Source organism: Streptomyces sp. NBC_00400 (assembly GCF_036048035.1).
Lineage (GTDB): Bacteria > Actinomycetota > Actinomycetes > Streptomycetales > Streptomycetaceae > Streptomyces.
Genome location: NZ_CP107940.1, coordinates 4,610,940 through 4,627,523 on the forward strand (window position 1 = coordinate 4,610,940; position 16,584 = coordinate 4,627,523).

Annotated in this window: 12 protein-coding genes; 9 read left to right on the top strand and 3 right to left on the bottom strand. The window is 71.5% G+C overall.

Translation table 11 applies throughout. The features are described 5' to 3' along the window. The first annotated feature begins 5 nt into the window (after positions 1–5). The 3 genes from nuoL to nuoN are packed head-to-tail and all read left to right on the top strand — an operon-like array spanning position 6 to position 5,200. Positions 6–1,889 carry an NADH-quinone oxidoreductase subunit L gene (nuoL, locus tag OHS81_RS20130; protein ID WP_328386107.1) on the top strand — a complete coding sequence of 628 codons (1,884 nt, stop codon included), beginning with the start codon at positions 6–8 and terminating at the stop codon, positions 1,887–1,889. Between the two features lie 3 nt (positions 1,890–1,892). Next, positions 1,893–3,551, top strand: coding sequence for an NADH-quinone oxidoreductase subunit M (locus OHS81_RS20135; RefSeq protein ID WP_328386108.1), 1,659 nt, complete (start codon positions 1,893–1,895; stop codon positions 3,549–3,551). Beyond that, positions 3,548–5,200 carry an NADH-quinone oxidoreductase subunit NuoN gene (gene nuoN, locus OHS81_RS20140; RefSeq protein ID WP_328386109.1) on the top strand — a complete coding sequence of 551 codons (1,653 nt, stop codon included), beginning with the start codon at positions 3,548–3,550 and terminating at the stop codon, positions 5,198–5,200. Before OHS81_RS20135 ends, nuoN begins: the two co-directional genes overlap by 4 nt. Positions 5,201–5,304: 104 nt before the next feature. On the opposite strand, the gene OHS81_RS20145 is transcribed toward nuoN, so the two are convergent. Together OHS81_RS20145 and fahA are read right to left on the bottom strand one after the other, a co-directional pair. Continuing rightward, positions 5,305–5,790, bottom strand: coding sequence for a hypothetical protein (locus tag OHS81_RS20145; RefSeq protein ID WP_328386110.1), 486 nt, complete (start codon positions 5,788–5,790; stop codon positions 5,305–5,307). Between the two features lie 270 nt (positions 5,791–6,060). Continuing rightward, positions 6,061–7,263, bottom strand: a complete 1,203-nt coding sequence (fahA, locus tag OHS81_RS20150) for a fumarylacetoacetase (RefSeq protein ID WP_328391286.1) — start codon at positions 7,261–7,263, stop codon at positions 6,061–6,063. Positions 7,264–7,548: 285 nt separating this feature from the next. Here fahA and OHS81_RS20155 point away from each other — a divergent pair, with 285 nt between their 5' ends. The 6 genes from OHS81_RS20155 to OHS81_RS20180 all read left to right on the top strand — a co-directional run bounded on the left by OHS81_RS20155 (position 7,549) and on the right by OHS81_RS20180 (position 15,360). Next, positions 7,549–8,829 carry a carboxylate--amine ligase gene (locus OHS81_RS20155; RefSeq protein WP_328386111.1) on the top strand — a complete coding sequence of 427 codons (1,281 nt, stop codon included), beginning with the start codon at positions 7,549–7,551 and terminating at the stop codon, positions 8,827–8,829. Beyond that, on the top strand, positions 8,826–10,028 hold the full coding sequence (locus tag OHS81_RS20160; RefSeq protein WP_328386112.1) for an FAD-dependent oxidoreductase: 1,203 nt from the start codon (positions 8,826–8,828) through the stop codon (positions 10,026–10,028). The genes OHS81_RS20155 and OHS81_RS20160 overlap by 4 nt, the downstream gene beginning before the upstream one ends. A 545-nt stretch (positions 10,029–10,573) precedes the next feature. Next, positions 10,574–11,587, top strand: coding sequence for a polyprenyl synthetase family protein (locus tag OHS81_RS20165; RefSeq protein ID WP_328386113.1), 1,014 nt, complete (start codon positions 10,574–10,576; stop codon positions 11,585–11,587). A gap of 369 nt (positions 11,588–11,956) precedes the next feature. Beyond that, positions 11,957–13,222 (top strand): LolA family protein, encoded by a 1,266-nt coding sequence (locus OHS81_RS20170; RefSeq protein ID WP_328386114.1) that lies wholly within the window; start codon positions 11,957–11,959, stop codon positions 13,220–13,222. A gap of 163 nt (positions 13,223–13,385) precedes the next feature. Then, positions 13,386–14,504: an ABC transporter ATP-binding protein gene (locus OHS81_RS20175; protein WP_328386115.1), complete on the top strand. Its 1,119-nt coding sequence runs from the start codon at positions 13,386–13,388 to the stop codon at positions 14,502–14,504. Beyond that, a complete protein-coding gene (locus OHS81_RS20180) occupies positions 14,491–15,360 on the top strand; it encodes an ABC transporter permease (RefSeq protein ID WP_328386116.1) in 870 nt (289 codons plus the stop codon). Before OHS81_RS20175 ends, OHS81_RS20180 begins: the two co-directional genes overlap by 14 nt. Here OHS81_RS20180 and rarD read toward each other — a convergent pair. Then, positions 15,350–16,408 (bottom strand): EamA family transporter RarD, encoded by a 1,059-nt coding sequence (gene rarD, locus OHS81_RS20185; RefSeq protein WP_328386117.1) that lies wholly within the window; start codon positions 16,406–16,408, stop codon positions 15,350–15,352. The genes OHS81_RS20180 and rarD overlap by 11 nt on opposite strands. Positions 16,409–16,584 lie beyond the last annotated feature (176 nt).

Sequence of the window (16,584 nt, forward strand, 5' to 3'; positions counted from 1 at the left end):
ACAAAGTGGAGAATTTGATCGCGCTGCTTGTCGCGGCACCGCTGGTCGGTGCGGCCCTGCTGCTGTGCGGCGGCACCCGGCTCGACCGCACCGGCCACCTCATCGGCACGCTGTTCTCGGTGGCGTCGTTCGCCCTCGGGGTGGTGCTCTTCGCCGACATGCTCGGCAAGGGCGCCGACGACCGTGCCCTGCACCAGCACCTGTTCACCTGGATTCCGGTCGGCGGCTTCCGGGCCGATATCGCCTTCCAGCTCGACCAGCTGTCGATGACCTTCGTCCTGCTGATCACCGGTGTCGGATCGCTGATCCACATCTACTCGATCGGCTATATGGAGCACGACGAGCGGCGCCGCCGCTTCTTCGGCTACCTCAACCTCTTCCTCGCGGCGATGCTGCTGCTCGTCCTCGCCGACAACTACCTCCTGCTGTACGTCGGCTGGGAGGGCGTCGGCCTCGCCTCGTACCTCCTCATCGGCTTCTGGCAGCACAAGCCGAGCGCGGCCACGGCCGCCAAGAAGGCGTTCCTGGTCAACCGGGTCGGCGACATGGGCCTGTCCATCGCGATCATGCTGATGTTCACGACGTTCGGGACCTTCGCCTTCGGCCCGGTGCTCGCCGCCACGGGTGACACGTCCGAGGGCAAGCTGACCGCCATCGGGCTGATGCTGCTGCTGGCCGCCTGCGGCAAGTCGGCGCAGGTGCCGCTGCAGTCCTGGCTCGGTGACGCGATGGAGGGCCCGACCCCGGTCTCGGCCCTGATCCACGCCGCCACCATGGTCACCGCCGGGGTGTATCTGATCACCCGCTCCGGGGCGATCTTCAATGCCGCGCCGACCGCCCAGCTGGCGGTCGTCGTGGTCGGTGCGGTCACCCTCCTCTTCGGTGCGATCGTCGGTTGTGCCAAGGACGACATCAAGAAGGCGCTGGCCGGCTCGACGATGTCGCAGATCGGCTACATGATCCTGGCCGCCGGCCTCGGCCCGATCGGCTACGCCTTCGCGATCATGCACCTGGTCACCCACGGCTTCTTCAAGGCGGGTCTCTTCCTCGGCGCCGGCTCCGTGATGCACGGCATGAACGACGAGGTGGACATGCGCCGTTACGGCGGCCTGCGCAAGTACCTGCCGGTCACCTTCGTCACCTTCGGCCTCGGCTATCTGGCGATCATCGGCTTCCCCGGTCTCTCCGGCTTCTTCTCCAAGGACAAGATCATCGAGGCGGCGTTCGCCAAGGGCGGCACCGAGGGCTGGATCCTCGGCGGCGCGGCCCTGCTGGGCGCGGCGATCACCGCGTTCTACATGACCCGGGTGATGCTGATGACGTTCTTCGGCGAGAAGCGCTGGAACCCCGACGAGGTACATCCCCATGAGTCGCCGAAGGTCATGACGGTCCCGATGATCGTGCTGGCCCTCGGGTCGGTCTTCGCGGGCGGGCTGTTCAGCGTCAACGAGGCCTTTGTGAAGTGGCTGGAGCCGGTCACCTCGTTCGCGCACGGCCACTCCCCGGTCAGCGCGACCACCGTCACCGCCTCGACGATCGTGGTGCTGCTCATCGGCGTCGGCATCGCCTGGCTGATGTACGGCCGCAAGCCCGTTCCGGCGCTCGCCCCGCGCGGCTCGCTGCTGACCCGGGCGGCCCGCCGCGATCTGCTCCAGGACGACTTCAACCACGTCGTGTTCGTGCGCGGTGGGGAAGAACTCACCGGCACACTCGTCCAGCTCGACCGCTCCCTGGTGGACGGTGCGGTCAACGGCACGGCGGCTTCGATGGGCGCACTCTCCGGCCTGCTGCGCCGGTTGCAGACCGGATTCGTCCGTTCGTACGCGGTCCAGATGCTGGGCGGGGCCGCCGTTCTCGTCGCCGCGACCCTGCTGATGAGGGGTGTCTGAGCCATGTCGTTTCCCCTGCTGACGGCGGTGGCCGTGGTGCCGGCGGTCGGTGCGATCGCCACCGCCGCGCTGCCCGCCGCCAAGCGCACCGCGGCCAAATGGCTCGCGCTGCTGTTCTCGCTGGCCACCTTCGCGCTGGCACTGGTGGTCGCGTTCCGCTTCGACCCCGGCGCCAAGGGCCCCTTCCAGCTCACCGAATCGCACGCCTGGATCAGCGACTTCGGCGTCCGCTACGAACTCGGTGTGGACGGCATCGCGGTCGCCCTGATCGCGCTGACCACGTTGCTGATCCCGTTCGTCATCCTGGCCGGCTGGCATGACGCCGATCCCCTGGAGGAGGCCACGCCCAACCGGCGCTGGCGGCCCACCCAGGGCTTCTTCGCGCTGATCCTGGCCGTCGAGGCGATGGTGGTCCTCTCCTTCGAGGCCACCGACGTCTTCCTCTTCTACCTCTTCTTCGAAGCCATGCTGATCCCGATGTACTTCCTCATCGGCGGCTTCGGGGACCGGGCGGGCGGGGACGGCGAGGAACAGGACGCGGGCCGGCGGTCGTCGGCCGCGGTGAAGTTCCTGCTCTACAACCTCGCCGGCGGACTGATCATGCTGGCCGCGGTGATCGGGCTGTATGCGGTCACCGCCGACCAGCTCGGCACCGGCACGTTCTCGCTGCAGCAGATCGTCGAGGCGCGGGCGGCCGGCAAGCTGGAGATCGGAGCCGGCACCGAACGGCTGCTCTTCCTCGGCTTCTTCTTCGCCTTCGCGGTGAAGGCGCCGCTGTGGCCGCTGCACACCTGGCTGCCGGGCGCCATGGGCGAGTCGACCTCGCCGGTCGCGGTGCTGATCACCGCGGTCGTCGACAAGGTCGGCACCTTCGCGATGCTCCGCTTCTGCCTCCAGCTCTTCCCCGGGGCCAGCAGCTGGGCCACCCCGGTCATCCTCGTCCTCGCGCTGATCAGCGTGCTGTACGGCGCGTTGCTGGCGGTCGCCCAGCGGGACATCAAGCGGCTGATCGCCTACGCCTCGATCTCCCACTTCGGGTTCATCATCATGGGCATCTTCGCGATGACGTCCCAGGGACAGAGCGGCGCGACGCTCTACATGGTCAACCACGGCATCTCGACCGCCGCGCTGATGCTGGTGGCCGGCTTCCTGATCGGCCGCCGCGGCTCGCGGCTGATCGCGGACTTCGGGGGCGTCCAGAAGGTCGCCCCGGTCCTCGCCGGCACCTTCCTCATCGGCGGCCTGGCCACCCTGTCGCTGCCCGGCCTGGCCCCGTTCGTCAGCGAATTCCTGGTCCTGGTCGGCACGTTCAGCCGCTATCCGGTGATCGGCATCATCGCCACCCTCGGCATCGTCCTCGCCGCGCTGTACGTCCTCGTCCTCTACCAGCGGACGATGACCGGGCCGGTGCAGGAGGACGTGCGGAGCATGCCGGACCTGCGGGTGCGGGAGCTGGTGGTGGTGGCGCCGCTGATCGCGCTGCTGCTCTTCCTCGGGGTGTACCCGAAGCCGCTCACCGACCTCGTCAATCCGGCGGTCGGCCACACCCTGTCCGTCGTGGACAAGAAGGACCCCAAGCCCCCTGTGCAGGTGGACGCCGTGCCCGGTGGAGGCCGGGCCGGCCATACCGTGCGCCCTCAAGACGTGGAGGCCGCGAAGTGAGTTCCGTGGCAAGTGTCCACAGCCTGTGGACAGCGGCGGCCGGTGCGCCGGGCAAGATCCCGGCGCCGCACATCGAGTACGCCCAGCTGTCGCCGACACTGATCGTCCTCGGCGCGGCGGTGGCCGGCATCCTCATCGAGGGGTTCGTGCCGCGCCGTCACCGCTACTTCTCCCAACTGCTGCTGACCGTGGTGGCGCTGGCCGCCGCGTTCGCCGCGGTGATCGGCCTGGCGGCCGGCGGCTTCGGCTCGTCCAAGGCGCACATCGCGGCCATGGGCGCCCTCGCCGTCGACGGACCGGCGCTGTTCCTGCAGGGCACGATCCTGCTGGTGTCCCTGGTCGCGGTCTTCACCTTCGCCGAGCGCCGGCTCGATCCGGCGGCGCACGGCAAGCGTGTGGACTCCTTCGCCGCCCAGGCCGCGGCCGTCCCCGGCGGCGCCGCCGAACAGGCCGCGGTGAAGGCCGGGTTCACCACCACCGAGGTCTTCCCCATCCTGCTCTTCGCGGTCGGCGGGATGCTGGTCTTCCCGGCGGCCAACGATCTGCTGACGCTCTTCATCGCGCTGGAGGTCTTCTCCCTCCCGCTGTACATCCTGTGTGCGCTGGCCCGCCGCCAGCGGCTGCTGTCACAGGAGTCCGCGGTGAAGTACTTCCTCCTCGGCGCCTTCTCGTCGGCCTTCCTGCTGTTCGGCGTGGCCCTGCTGTACGGCTATGCGGGCACGGTCACCTACGCCGGGATCGCCGAGGTGGTCTCGGACGGCGCCAAGCAGATCGATCCGGCGCTGGCCGGCACGATGGGCAATGACGCGCTGCTCCTGATCGGTGCGGCGCTGGTGCTGATGGGGCTGCTGTTCAAGGTCGGCGCGGTCCCCTTCCACATGTGGACCCCGGACGTCTACCAGGGCGCCCCGACCCCGGTCACCGGCTTCATGGCGGCCGCCACCAAGGTCGCCGCGTTCGGTGCGCTGCTGCGGCTGCTGTACGTCGCCCTGCCGGGCCTGCGCTGGGACTGGCAGCCGGTGATGTGGGGCGTCGCGATCCTCACGATGCTGGGCGGGGCGATCGTCGCCATCACCCAGACCGACATCAAGCGGCTGCTGGCCTACTCCTCCATCGCCCACGCCGGCTTCATCCTCGCCGGTGTCATCGCCACCAGCAAGGACGGCATCTCCTCGGTGCTCTTCTACCTCGGCGCCTACTCCTTCGTGACGCTCGGCGCCTTCGCCGTGGTCACCCTGGTGCGGGACGCGGGCGGCGAGGCCACCGCGCTGTCCAAGTGGGCCGGGCTCGGCCGGCGTTCGCCGCTGGTGGCCGCGGTCTTCGCGGTCTTTCTGCTGGCCTTCGCCGGTATCCCGCTGACCTCTGGTTTCGCCGGAAAGTTCGCGGTGTTCAAGGCGGCGGCGCAGAGCGGAGCGGGCTGGCTGGTGGTCGTCGGTGTGATCTCGTCGGCCATCGCGGCGTTCTTCTACATCCGCGTGATCGTGCTGATGTTCTTCAACGAGCCCAAGGCGGACGGCCCGACCGTCGCGGTGCCCAGTCCGCTGACGACCACGGCCATCGCCGTCGGCGTCACGGCCACGCTGGTGCTCGGCCTGGCGCCGCAGTACTTCCTCGACCTGGCCGGCCAGGCCGGGGTCTTCGTGCGCTGAGATCCGGCGGCGCGCCACGACAGCGGCCGCCGCCCGGAGCCCTCGGGGGGTTCCGGGCGGCGGCCGTGCGTCGTGCGAGGGGCGGTCCGGCGTGCGGCGGGCGGTCAGCTCTTGGGCATACCGCTCGGCAGCTGCGGCATGTCCGGGACCTTCACGCTGCCGTCGCTGGACTTGGTGTACTTCTCGGTGGGCCCGTTCTTCCAGTCGACGGTCAGGGTCTTGCCGTCGGCGGCGGGCTTGAGGGTGCCCATGGTGCGGGTGGTGTCCTTGTCGGTGCACTTGACCGCGGCCATGGTCATCCCGGCCATCTCCTGGACCTTGCCCAGGCAGGCGGCCTTGTGCCCGTTGCTGAAGGCGACGGTGCCCTTGCTGATCACCAGGATCAGCGGGCTGCTCTTCGCGCCGGCCTTCCAGGCACCCTCGACCGAGCCCGCGCCCCCGGGCTGGTCGGCGCCTCCCGGAGTCGACGGCGCGGCCTGCGGCGTCTTGCTCGGCTTGCTGTCGCTGCCGTTGTCGCCGCTGCTTCCGCAACCGCTGAGCAGCATCGCGGCGATGGCTGCCGCCCCGGCGATCTGCGCTGCCTTGCGCACGTACGTCTCCTCCGTTGTGGGTCAGGGACACGTGAGGCTAGCAGCGGTCCGCGACGGGTCCCGGACCGCGGCAACGCCGGTACGGACTTGGTGTGGGGCTGTGACGTAGCAGCACACCGGACGGGACAGGGGCCGGGGTATTCGCCGCATATCGGACGGTCTCCTCCGGCCCCTCCGGTCTCCTCCGGCCCCTCCGGCCTCAGGCGGTCGCAGCCGTTTCCTCAGGAGCCCGCATTCGACGCAGCCTCCTTGTGGCGAGCGGCGGCTCGGTCATACCGCGGGCAGGATGCGGCCGGTGACCTCGCCCAGGCCGATCCGGGCACCCTCGGGGCCGGGTGCCCAGGCGGTCAGGGTGACCTCGTCGCCGTCCTGGAGGTAGGGGCCCTTGCCCTGGGTGAGCTCCAGCAGACAGCCGAGCTGGTCGGGGTCGGGCCCGGAGACGGTGCCGGAGGCGAACAGGTCGCCGGTGCGCAGCGAGGCGCCGTTGACGGTCATATGGGCGAGCTGCTGGGCGGCAGTCCAGTACATGGTGGAGAACGGCGGCCGGGAGACCGCCTCGCCGTTGATGCGCACCTCGATGCGGATGTCGATGCCGCCCGGCTCCGCGTCCGCGTCGTCGAGGTAGGGCAGCAGCGGCACGTCCCGGGCGGGCGGGGGCGTGCGGGCCTCGTCGAGGGCGTCGAGCGGGGTGATCCAGGCGGAGACGGAGGTGGCGAAGGACTTGCCCAGGAAGGGGCCGAGCGGCACGTACTCCCAGGCCTGGATGTCGCGCGCGGACCAGTCGTTGAGCAGGCAGACGCCGAAGACGTGGTCGCGGAAGGCTTCCTGCGGGACGGGCGCGTGCAGAGTGGAGGGCGTGCCGACGACGAAGCCGACCTCGGCCTCGATGTCGAGGCGGAGGGAGGGGCCGAAGGCCGGCGCCTCGTCCGCGGGGGCCTTGCGCTGGCCGTGCGGCCGGACGACCGGGGTGCCGCTGACGACGACGGTGCCCGCCCGGCCGTGGTAACCGATCGGCAGATGCTTCCAGTTGGGGGTCAGCGCCGCGGCGTCCGGGCGGAAGATCCGGCCGACGTTGGTGGCGTGGTGCTCGCTGGCGTAGAAGTCGACGTAGTCGGCGACCTCGAACGGGAGGTGCAGCGTGACCTCGGTGAGCGGATGGAACAGCGGCGCCACCTCGTCGCGGTGCGCGGGGTCGGTGACGGCGGTGCGGACGGCCGCCCGGATCTGCTGCCAGACGGGACGGCCGGCGGCCAGCAGGGGGTTGAGGGTCGGGGCCGCGAGCAGTTCGGCGTGCGGGTGGATGGCGGCGGGCAGGGCGCTGGGCAGTGCGCTCAGATCGAGGACCCGGTCGCCGTAGCGGACGCCGATGCGCCGCTGGCCGGGCGCGTCGGCGGTGCTGAACACGCCGTAGGGCAGGTTGTGCGGGCCGAAGGGATCGCCTTCCGCCAGGTCGAACGGGCTCTGCTCGGGCATGGACAGCTCCTCGCGTTCGTCGTCGCCGGTGGGCGGCCGGGCCGGCGCGGCCTGGTGGCCCGCGGGCCGGCGGTGCCGACGATCAGCGTACGGCCGGGTGGTGACCCGCGGGGCGGTCATGGGGCGCGAGGGCGCGGAGGCGTACGGATTTGGACGGCGGGTGCGCCGTGTGGTGCGCCCCCAAGCATCGGTAATGTCCGGAAAAGCCTTGCTGCACCGCGCAATTCGGGCCTAGCTTCCTTTCCTGGCGCGGGCCGGGGAGGGACCGCGCCGTTGGGGGGACACGTGGCTCGCAGTGCCGTACGGCTCGCGGTCGACCGGAGTGTTCCGGGGCTGATCGTGAAGATCGGGTCTTACCCCCTGCACCACGGAGGTGTGGGGGCGATCCGCAGCCTGGGGCGGCTCGGGGTGCCCATGTACGCCGTGACGGAGGACCGCTTCACCCCGGCGGCTCTCTCCCGCTATCTCCGTGGCCGTTTCGTCTGGCCGACCACCGGGCGGGAGGAGCCGGACCGGCTGGTGACGGGGCTGCTGCGGATCGGCCGGCGGATCGGCCGGCCGACGCTGCTGCTCCCCACCGATGAAGAGGCGGCCGTGCTGATAGCCGAGCACGCCGAAGCGCTCGCGGGATCGTTCCTCTTTCCCCGGGTCGCCCCCCGGCTGCCGCGCCGGCTGGCCAGCAAACAGGGCCTGCACGAACTGTGCGCGGCCCATGGGGTGCCCTCGCCGGCCGCCGTCTTCCCCGGTTCCTACGCGGACATCGAGGCGTACGCCGGGCGCGCGCGCTTCCCGGTGGTGGCCAAGAACCGCGAGGCGTTCGTCCGGCGCAAACGGCCCGCCGTCGCGGGGACGACCCGGATAGGAGGGCCGGAGCAGCTGCTGGATCTGGCCCGTGACTGGGGCCCGCGGCCGGGCGTGATCCTGCAGGAGTATCTGCCGCGGGAGCAGGCCGAGGACTGGATCGTGCACGCCTGCTTCGGCGCGGACCGTGCGCCGCTGGCGCTGTTCACCGGGGTCAAGGTGCGCTCCTGGCCGCCGCACGCCGGTATGACGGCCTGCGCGTATGTCGTCGACAACCCGGAACTCGCCACCCTGTCGGCGCAGTTCGTCGACCGCATCGGGTTCACCGGCATCGCCGATCTGGACTGGCGGTTCGACCGCCGCGACGGCCGGTACAAGCTGCTGGACTTCAATCCGCGGATGGGCGCGCAGTTCCGGCTCTTCGAGAACGCCGCCGGGGTGGATGTCGTCCGCGCCCAGCATCTGGAACTCACCGGGCGCACCGTCCCCGAGGGGGCGCAGCGGGCCGGGCGCCGCTTCGTCGTCGAGAACGTCGATCTGCCCGCCCGGCTCGCGTACCGGCGCAGCGGCCCGCGCCCGCCGCACGCGCCGGCGCGGGCCTCGGGCACCGAGCTGGCGTGGTTCGCGGGCGACGACCCGCTGCCGTTCTTCACGATGCTGGCGCGGTCCGTCGGGCCGGGTGCCCGGCATCTGAGGCAGCTGCGGCAGGCGGGGCGCCGGGCGGGTACCGAGGCACCACACAGGCAAGGGGAGGGACCGAAGTGAGCACTCCGGTAGCGGTCATCGGGGCCGGCCCGTACGGCGTGTCGACGGCCGCGCACCTACGGGCGCGCGGTCTGCCGGTACGGGTCTTCGGGGCGCCGATGGCGAGCTGGCGCACGCAGATGCCCGCGGGCATGCTGCTCAAGTCGACGCCGGCGGCTTCCACCATCGATGTCCCGCAGCCCGGCCACACCCTCGGCGACTTTTGCGCAAAGACGGGGGAGGGGCCCTACGCCTCGGACTGGGACATCGTCCCCATCGAGGTGTTCACCCGGTACGGGCAGTGGGTGCAGCAGCACACGGTCCCCGGCCTGGAGCAGGTCAGGGTGGTCTCGGTCGACCGGCGGGACGGCGGCTTCGAGCTGAAGCTGGACAGCGGGGAGCAGGTCGGCGCGCGGGCGGTGGTCGTGGCCACCGGCCTGAGCGGGCTGGCGCAGCTGCCGCCGGAGCTGGCCGCCGCGATCCCGGACGGGCCGTCCGCCACGGGTCCGGTCTCGCACAGCTCGCAGCACCACGACCTGTCCGCGCTGGCCGGCCGTGAGGTGGTGGTGATCGGCGCCGGGCAGTCGGCGCTGGAGAGCGCGGTGCTGCTCGCCGAGGCGGGCGCGGCGTCCGTACGGGTGGTGGCGCGCCGCCAGGGCGCGGTGGGCTTCGGCGCGCCGCCGGACCGCCAGCCCCGCCTGCGGCCGCCGTCGCCGTTCGGCAACGCCTGGTCGCTGCATGCCCTGACGTATTACGCCGGCGGCTTCCGCCGGCTGCCGGTGCCCGCCCGGCGGTATCTGGTGCGACGGGTGCTCGGCCCGCTGGGGGCGTGGTGGCTGCGGGACCGTTTCGCCGACCGGGTGCAGGTGACGCAGGGGCGGCGGATCGTACGGGCCACGGTCCGTGACGGCCGTCCCGTGCTGGCGCTGCGCGGGGCCGACGGGCAGGGCGGGGAGCTCGCCGCCGACCATGTGCTGGCCGCGACGGGCTACCGGATGGACCTGGCGGCACTGGATTTCCTGGGCCAGGGGCTGCGCACCGGGATCGTGACGCGGGCCGGCGGGCCGCTGCTGGACGCCGGATTCGGCTCGTCCGTACCGGGGCTGTACTTCACGGGGTTGCCGGCGGCCGCCTCGTTCGGGCCGGTGATGCGCTTCGTGTGCGGCACGGAGTTCGCCTCGCCGCGGCTGGCACGGGCGGTGGCGCGGGCCTGCGGGTGAGCGGGTCCACGGGGGAGCGGAGCTGCGGGGGAGCGGGCATACGGGGGAGCGGGCCTGCGGGGGAGCGGGCTTACGGGGGAGCGGGCCTGCGGGGGAGCGGGCTTACGGGGGAGCGGGCTTACGGGGGAGCGGGCCTGCGGGGGAGCGGGCTTACGGGCGAGGTGAGCCGGTACCGCTGCTGCCGGTGGGGCCCGCGGTTCCTCTCCCGCGAGGGAAGTCACTCTGCGCTGTGGTGCTTTCGCGGGAGGCTGCGGCGTGGGCGGTGGCGAGCGGAGCCGCCGTGCCCGGGGCCGACGCCGGGCGGGAGGCCTTGCCGGACAAGAAGCAGGCCGGAAATACTCCTCTCGTTGCCGGACCCCATGCTCCCGCGTCACACTCGCGTCAACAGGTGATCCAGAACCTGTCGGCCGGGCCGCTGTGCTTCCCGGGCGGTTCGGGGGGCGGGCGCTCACGGTGATCGAACTGCGACCGGATACGCTGGCCGATGGTGGAGACAGCGACAGATCGACATTCAGTTTGATCGTCAGCAGACAGGAGTACCCCTCGTGACCGTCGTCGGGCCCTTCGGGCTGAGCGTGCGGGACCAGGCTCTTGAGGCCGATGTCCAGGCCGGGTTGGCGGCTGTCGAGGAGGGCCTGCTGGAGGCCACCAAGAGCGACGTGCCGTTCATCACCGAATCCGCGCAGCACCTCGTGCGCGCGGGCGGTAAGCGGTTCCGGCCGCTGCTGGTGACGCTGGCCGCCCAATTCGGTGACCCCTACAGCCCGGGCGTGGTGCCCTCCGCGGTCGTCGTGGAGCTGACGCATCTCGCGACGCTGTATCACGACGACGTGATGGACGAGGCCGAGGTGCGCCGCGGCGTGGCCAGCGCCAACGCCCGCTGGGGCAACTCCGTCGCGGTGCTGACCGGCGACTTCCTGTTCGCCCGCGCCTCGCACATCCTCGCCGACCTCGGTCCTGAGGCGGTCCGGATCCAGGCCGAGGCGTTCGAACGCCTGGTGACCGGCCAGATCCTGGAGACCGCGGGGCCGCGCGACGGGCGCGACCCCATCAGCCACTATCTGGACGTCCTCGCCGGCAAGACCGGCTCGCTGATCGCCGTCGCGTGCCGGTTCGGCGCGATGATGTCAGGCGCCGAGGAGTCGACGGTCAACATCCTCACCCAGTACGGCGAGCGGCTGGGCACCGCTTTCCAGCTGGCCGACGATGTGCTGGACATCGCCAGCGATTCGCATGAATCGGGCAAGACGCCCGGCACGGACCTGCGGGAGGGCATCCCGACGCTGCCCGTGCTGCATCTGCGGGCACGCGCCGAGAGCGACGCCGGTACGCCCGAGGACCGCGCCCTCGCCGAGCTGCTGTCCGGGGATCTCACGGACGACACCCGGCATGCCGAGGCGCTGGCCGGCCTGCGCGCCCACCCGGCGCTCGAAGAGGCCCGCCGCGACACCGTGCGCTATGCGCAGGAGGCCCGCGCGATGCTGGCGCCGCTGCCGTCCTGCACAGCCAAGTCGGCTCTGGAAGGGCTCTGCGACGCGGTGGTGCACCGGGCGGGCTGAGGCCTCCCTGCGGACCTGGGCCGGGTGCCCGGGTTCCGTGCCTGTGTTTCGCATCGCTCCGCTGCGGGTGCTCCGTACCCCTCTTCGGTGCTTGTGGCCTGCACCTCTCCGGTTTCTGTGCCCCGCATCCCCTAGAGCAGGTCCCCGCATCCCCTAGGGAACGGTCCGACTCCTGTGGTACGGACTCCGACCTGGGGTGACCATGCGTCATACCTCAGCAGTAGGACGAGTTGCTCCCGCCGGGTGACGTTATCCGCGAGGCGATTTGGTGAGATGGAAACCACCAGAGCGCGGCGGACGGTCACAATGAGCCCCAGGGGTGACGGGTGGACAGCGCAGCAACCGCCGCATACGACGGAGGTAGGGCAGATGCCACGGAACGAACCGACACAGGTCACCGACGGATGGGACGAGGGGCGCTCCCTGAAGCGCCGTAAGGCGGTGCGGTATGGCGTACCGGTCGCCGTCGCGGGAGTGGCGGCGGCCACGATCGGGCTGGTCCCGGCGTTCGCCGGTTCTCCGGATCTGCCGAAAATCTCCGCACAGGATCTGATAGCCAAGGTCGCCAAGTCGGACGTCCAGCAGCTCTCCGGCACGGTCCGGGTCTCCACGGACCTCGGTCTGCCGTCCCTGCCGGGCGTCGGCGGCGCGGCGGGCGGCTTCGGCGGCGGCCAGGCCGGTGCCGGCGGGAAGGGGGGCGACGGCGCCTCCGCAGCGCCCCAGAACAAGCTGATGGAGCTGGCGTCCGGTGCGCACACGCTGCGCGTCGCGGCCGACGGCCCCGAGAAGCAGCGGGTGTCGATCGTCGACAAGGCCGCCGAGTACAGCCTGGTCCACAACGGCAACGAGGTTTGGGCCTACGACAGCGGCAGCAACACCGCGGTGCACAGCACCGCACCCGACGCCGGCCGGCACGGCAAGCAGCACCGGGCGCCCGAGGGCCTGCCCAAGGGCCTGAAGGGTGCCACCCCGCAGGACCTCGCGAAGCAGGCCCTGAAGGCGGCCGGCGACACGACCTCGGTCACCGTCGACGGCACCGCCACGGTTGCCGGGCGGGACGCCTACCAGCTGCTGATCAAGCCCAAGCAGGCCGCCTCGACGGTCGGCTCGATCCGGGTCGCGGTGGACGCCGCCAACGGCGTGCCGCTGAAGTTCACCCTGACCCCCAAGAGCGGTGGCGCGGCCGCCATCGACGTCGGCTACACGAACGTCGACTTCGCCAAGCCCGCCGCGAGCACGTTCTCGTTCACCCCGCCCAAGGGCGCCAAGGTCGTCGACGGCGACAAGGCAGGGGCGAAGGCGCAGCGCGAGCACGGCAAGAACCTCCCGTCCCACCAGGACGCGAAGGACTTCAAGAAGGACAAGGGCGGGCTGAACGTCATCGGCAAGGGCTGGACGTCCATCGCCACGATCAAGGGCGCCGGCCCCGGCCTGCCCTCCGGCAAGGAGAAGGGCGCCGGCGGTGACGCCGCCAAGTTCCTGGACAGCATCGGCGAGAAGGTGCACGGCTCCTTCGGCTCCGGCCGGGTCTTCAGCACCCGCCTGGTCAACGCCCTGGTCACGGACCACGGCACGGTCTACGCCGGCGCCGTCGACAAGCAGGCCCTGATCGACGCGGCCAACGCCGCCAAGTAACGGGCCGGCGCGCGGAAGCGCAGAAGCGCCCAAGTAAGTACAGGGCGCGGAAGCCAGAGCGCGGAAGTGCTGAAGCGCGGAAGTGCGGAAGCGCCGTGTCACCCCTCGGCGGGTGGCGCGGCGCGGCTGGTGGACCACATCCGTACGTCGTTGGGGGGAGCCGATGCCACAGCCCACCGCCTCGGCGCCCGACGGCGCCCGGCCACCCGATGGCGCCCGGCCACCCGACGGCGCCCGCGCGGCCGACAGCGGCCTCCCGGCCGACGGCGGCACCGCCCGCCGGACCGACGGGGAGCCGGCGATCGAGACGCGCGGGCTGACCAAGGCCTACCGTGGCGGCCGGCTCGCCGTCGACGGTCTTGATCTGGCCGTACCGCGGGGCAGCGTCTTCGGCTTCCTCGGGCCCAACGGCTCCGGCAAGACCACCACCATCCGCATGCTGATGGGCCTGATCGAAGCGAACGCCGGCAGCGCGCGGGTGCTGGGGCAGCCGATGCCCGCCGCGGTCCGCCGGGTGCTCCCCAGGGTCGGCGCGCTCATCGAGGGCCCGGCGCACTACGGCTTCCTCAGCGGGCGGGACAATCTCCGCCGGTTCGACGCCGCCGACCCGCTCGCCGATCCCCGTACCCGTGCCGAGCGGGTCGGGCACGCACTGGAGCGGGTGGGCCTGGCCGCCGCGGCCGGCAAGAAGGCGCGTGCCTACTCCCTCGGCATGAAGCAGCGCCTCGGCCTGGCCGCGGCCCTGCTTCAGCCCCGTGAGCTGCTGGTCCTCGACGAACCGACCAACGGCCTGGACCCCCAGGGCATGCGGGAGATCCGCGCGCTGATCCGCGAACTCGCGGCGGACGGCACCACCGTCTTCCTCTCCTCCCACCTCCTCGACGAGATCGAGCAGGTCTGCACCCACGCCGCGGTGATGGCCCGCGGCCGGCTGATCACCCAGGGCACGGTCGCCGACCTCTCCGCCACGGTTCTCGACGCGCACGGTCCCGGACACGGCCGGCTGACGGTGACCACCCCCGACCCGGCCGACGCGGTCCGGGTCCTGAAGGAGCACGGTCTGACCGGTCTGGAGGTCACCGGCGACCGGGTGACCGGCGAACTCCCGGCCCCGCCCGCGACCGGGGGCACACCGGACGGCGGGGCGCCGCCGGACCTGGCGGATCTCAACGCCGCGCTGGTGCTCGCCGGTGTACGGGTCCGTGGCTTCGGCAGGGAGCGGGCGTCGCTGGAGGATGTCTTCGTTCAGCTGACCGGGGAGGGCTTCGATGTCGCAGGCTGAGACGGCGGTGCGCACGCCCCGACCGCTGTGGTCGCTGGGTCTGCTGCGCAGCGAGATCGCCACGACCTTCCGGCGCTGGCGCACCCTCGCGCTGCTGGCGGTGCTCGCAGGCGTACCGGTCCTGGTCGGTATCGCCGTCAGGATCGAGACGGGTGACGACGGCGGACCGGGCGGTGGCGGTGGCGGCCCGGCGTTCCTCTCACAGGTCACCCACAACGGCCTGTTCCTGGTCTTCACCTCGCTCGCGGTGACGCTGCCGTTCTTCCTGCCGATGTCCATCGGGGTGATAGCGGGCGACTCCCTCGCCGGTGAGGCCCACGGCGGGACGCTGCGCTATCTCCTGGTGGCGCCCGCGGGCCGCACCCGCCTGCTGCTGGTCAAATACGCCACGATCCTGACGTTCTGCCTGGTGGGCACCCTGGTCGTGGCGCTCTCCGCCCTGGCGACCGGTGCCCTGCTCTTCCCTCTGGGCGAGGTCACCCTGCTCTCGGGGACGTCCGTGTCCTTCGGCGAGGGGCTGCTGCGGGCGCTGGCCATCGCGGTCGCGGTGGCGCTGTCCCTCATCGGCGTGGCCGCCATCGGCCTGTTCATCTCGGCACTCACCACCAGCGGTATCGCCGCCATGGCGACCACGGTCGGCCTGCTGATCACCGTGCAGATCCTGGACACCCTCCCGCAGTTGCACGCCATCCAGCCCTATCTCTTCCCGCACTACTGGCTGTCGTTCGCGGATCTGCTCCGCGACCCCGTCTACTGGGACCAGTTGCAGAAGAACCTCGGCCTGCAGGCGCTGTACGCCCTGGTGTTCGGCTCGGCCGCCTGGGCGTGCTTCACGACCCGGGACATCACCGGGTGAGGCCGTCGGACCGCGGCGTCGCGGGCGGCGCTCCGGCGGGCCGTGCCGCCGCTGCTTCCGCGGCCAGGTCCGCTTCTGCCGTCTGCACCGCCCCGGCCCCGGCCGCAGTCCCGGCCCCGGCCGCCGCGCCCGCACGGGCCGCGGCATCGGCCAGTGCCGTCCGCGCCCGCCGTGCGGTCCGCAGCGCATCCCAGGTCAGTACCGTCAGGGCCGCCCACACCAGAGCGAACCCGGCCCAGCGCTCCGGCGGCATCCGCTCGTGGAAAACCATGAGCCCCAGCACGAACTGAAAGGTCGGCGCCAGATACTGCATCATCCCGATCGTCGTCAGCGGCAGCCGCACGGCCGAGGCGCCGAAGCAGATCAGCGGTACCGCCGTCGCGATACCGCAGCCCGCGAGCAGCAGTGCCTGGCCCACCCCGCCGGTGGTGAAGCGGGACTCGCCGTGCAGGGCGAGGAAGACCAGGACCCCCAGCGCGGGCAGCAGCTGGAGGGCGGTCTCGGCGCTGAAGCCCTCGATCCCGTCGAGCTTGATGCCCTTCTTGACCAGCCCGTATGTCGCGAACGAGAAGGCCAGCCCGAGCGCGATCCAGGGCACCTTGCCGTACGCGAGGGTCATCACGACGACGGCGAGGAGGCCGACCCCCACCGCCGTCCACTGCAGCGGCCGCAGCCGCTCGCGCAGCACCAGTACGCCGAAGGCGATGCTGACCAGCGGGTTGATGAAATAGCCGAGCGAGGCCTCCAGGACATGCCCGGCGTTGACCGACCAGATGTAGAGGAACCAGTTCGCCGAGATGACCAGGGCGCAGACCAGGACCAGCCCGAGCCTCCTGGGCTGCCGCAGCAGCGGGCCGATCCAGGACCAGCGGCGCAGCACGGCCAGGATGACGACGGCGACGGGCAGCGACCACACCATGCGATGGGCCAGGATCTCGAACGGCGAGGCGGCGTCCAGCAGATGCCAGTAGAGCGGCAGCAGGCCCCACATGGTGTAGGCGCCGAAACCGTAGGCAAGTCCGACACGCTGATCGTTTTGAGGCTGCAAGGGGACCTCCGCAGGGTGCTTCACCACCTCTGCGAAAGTAGCGCCGCCCTGCCCGGCTGTCATACCTGTCTTGCCATACGGTCATGACAGGCCGGCGGTCCACGAGTGCCGGGCCCGGGGAACGGAAACGGCTGCCTGTGTCGCGCCAACATGACGCGCCAACGTGGCACGCAAAG

Coding starts and splice junctions, on each gene's coding strand:
- OHS81_RS20170 (WP_328386114.1), top strand. CDS start 11,957: ATGCCACGGAACGAACCGACACAGGTCACCGACGGATGGGACGAGGGG.
- fahA (WP_328391286.1), bottom strand. CDS start 7,263: ATGCCCGAGCAGAGCCCGTTCGACCTGGCGGAAGGCGATCCCTTCGGC.
- OHS81_RS20135 (WP_328386108.1), top strand. CDS start 1,893: ATGTCGTTTCCCCTGCTGACGGCGGTGGCCGTGGTGCCGGCGGTCGGT.
- OHS81_RS20180 (WP_328386116.1), top strand. CDS start 14,491: ATGTCGCAGGCTGAGACGGCGGTGCGCACGCCCCGACCGCTGTGGTCG.
- OHS81_RS20175 (WP_328386115.1), top strand. CDS start 13,386: ATGCCACAGCCCACCGCCTCGGCGCCCGACGGCGCCCGGCCACCCGAT.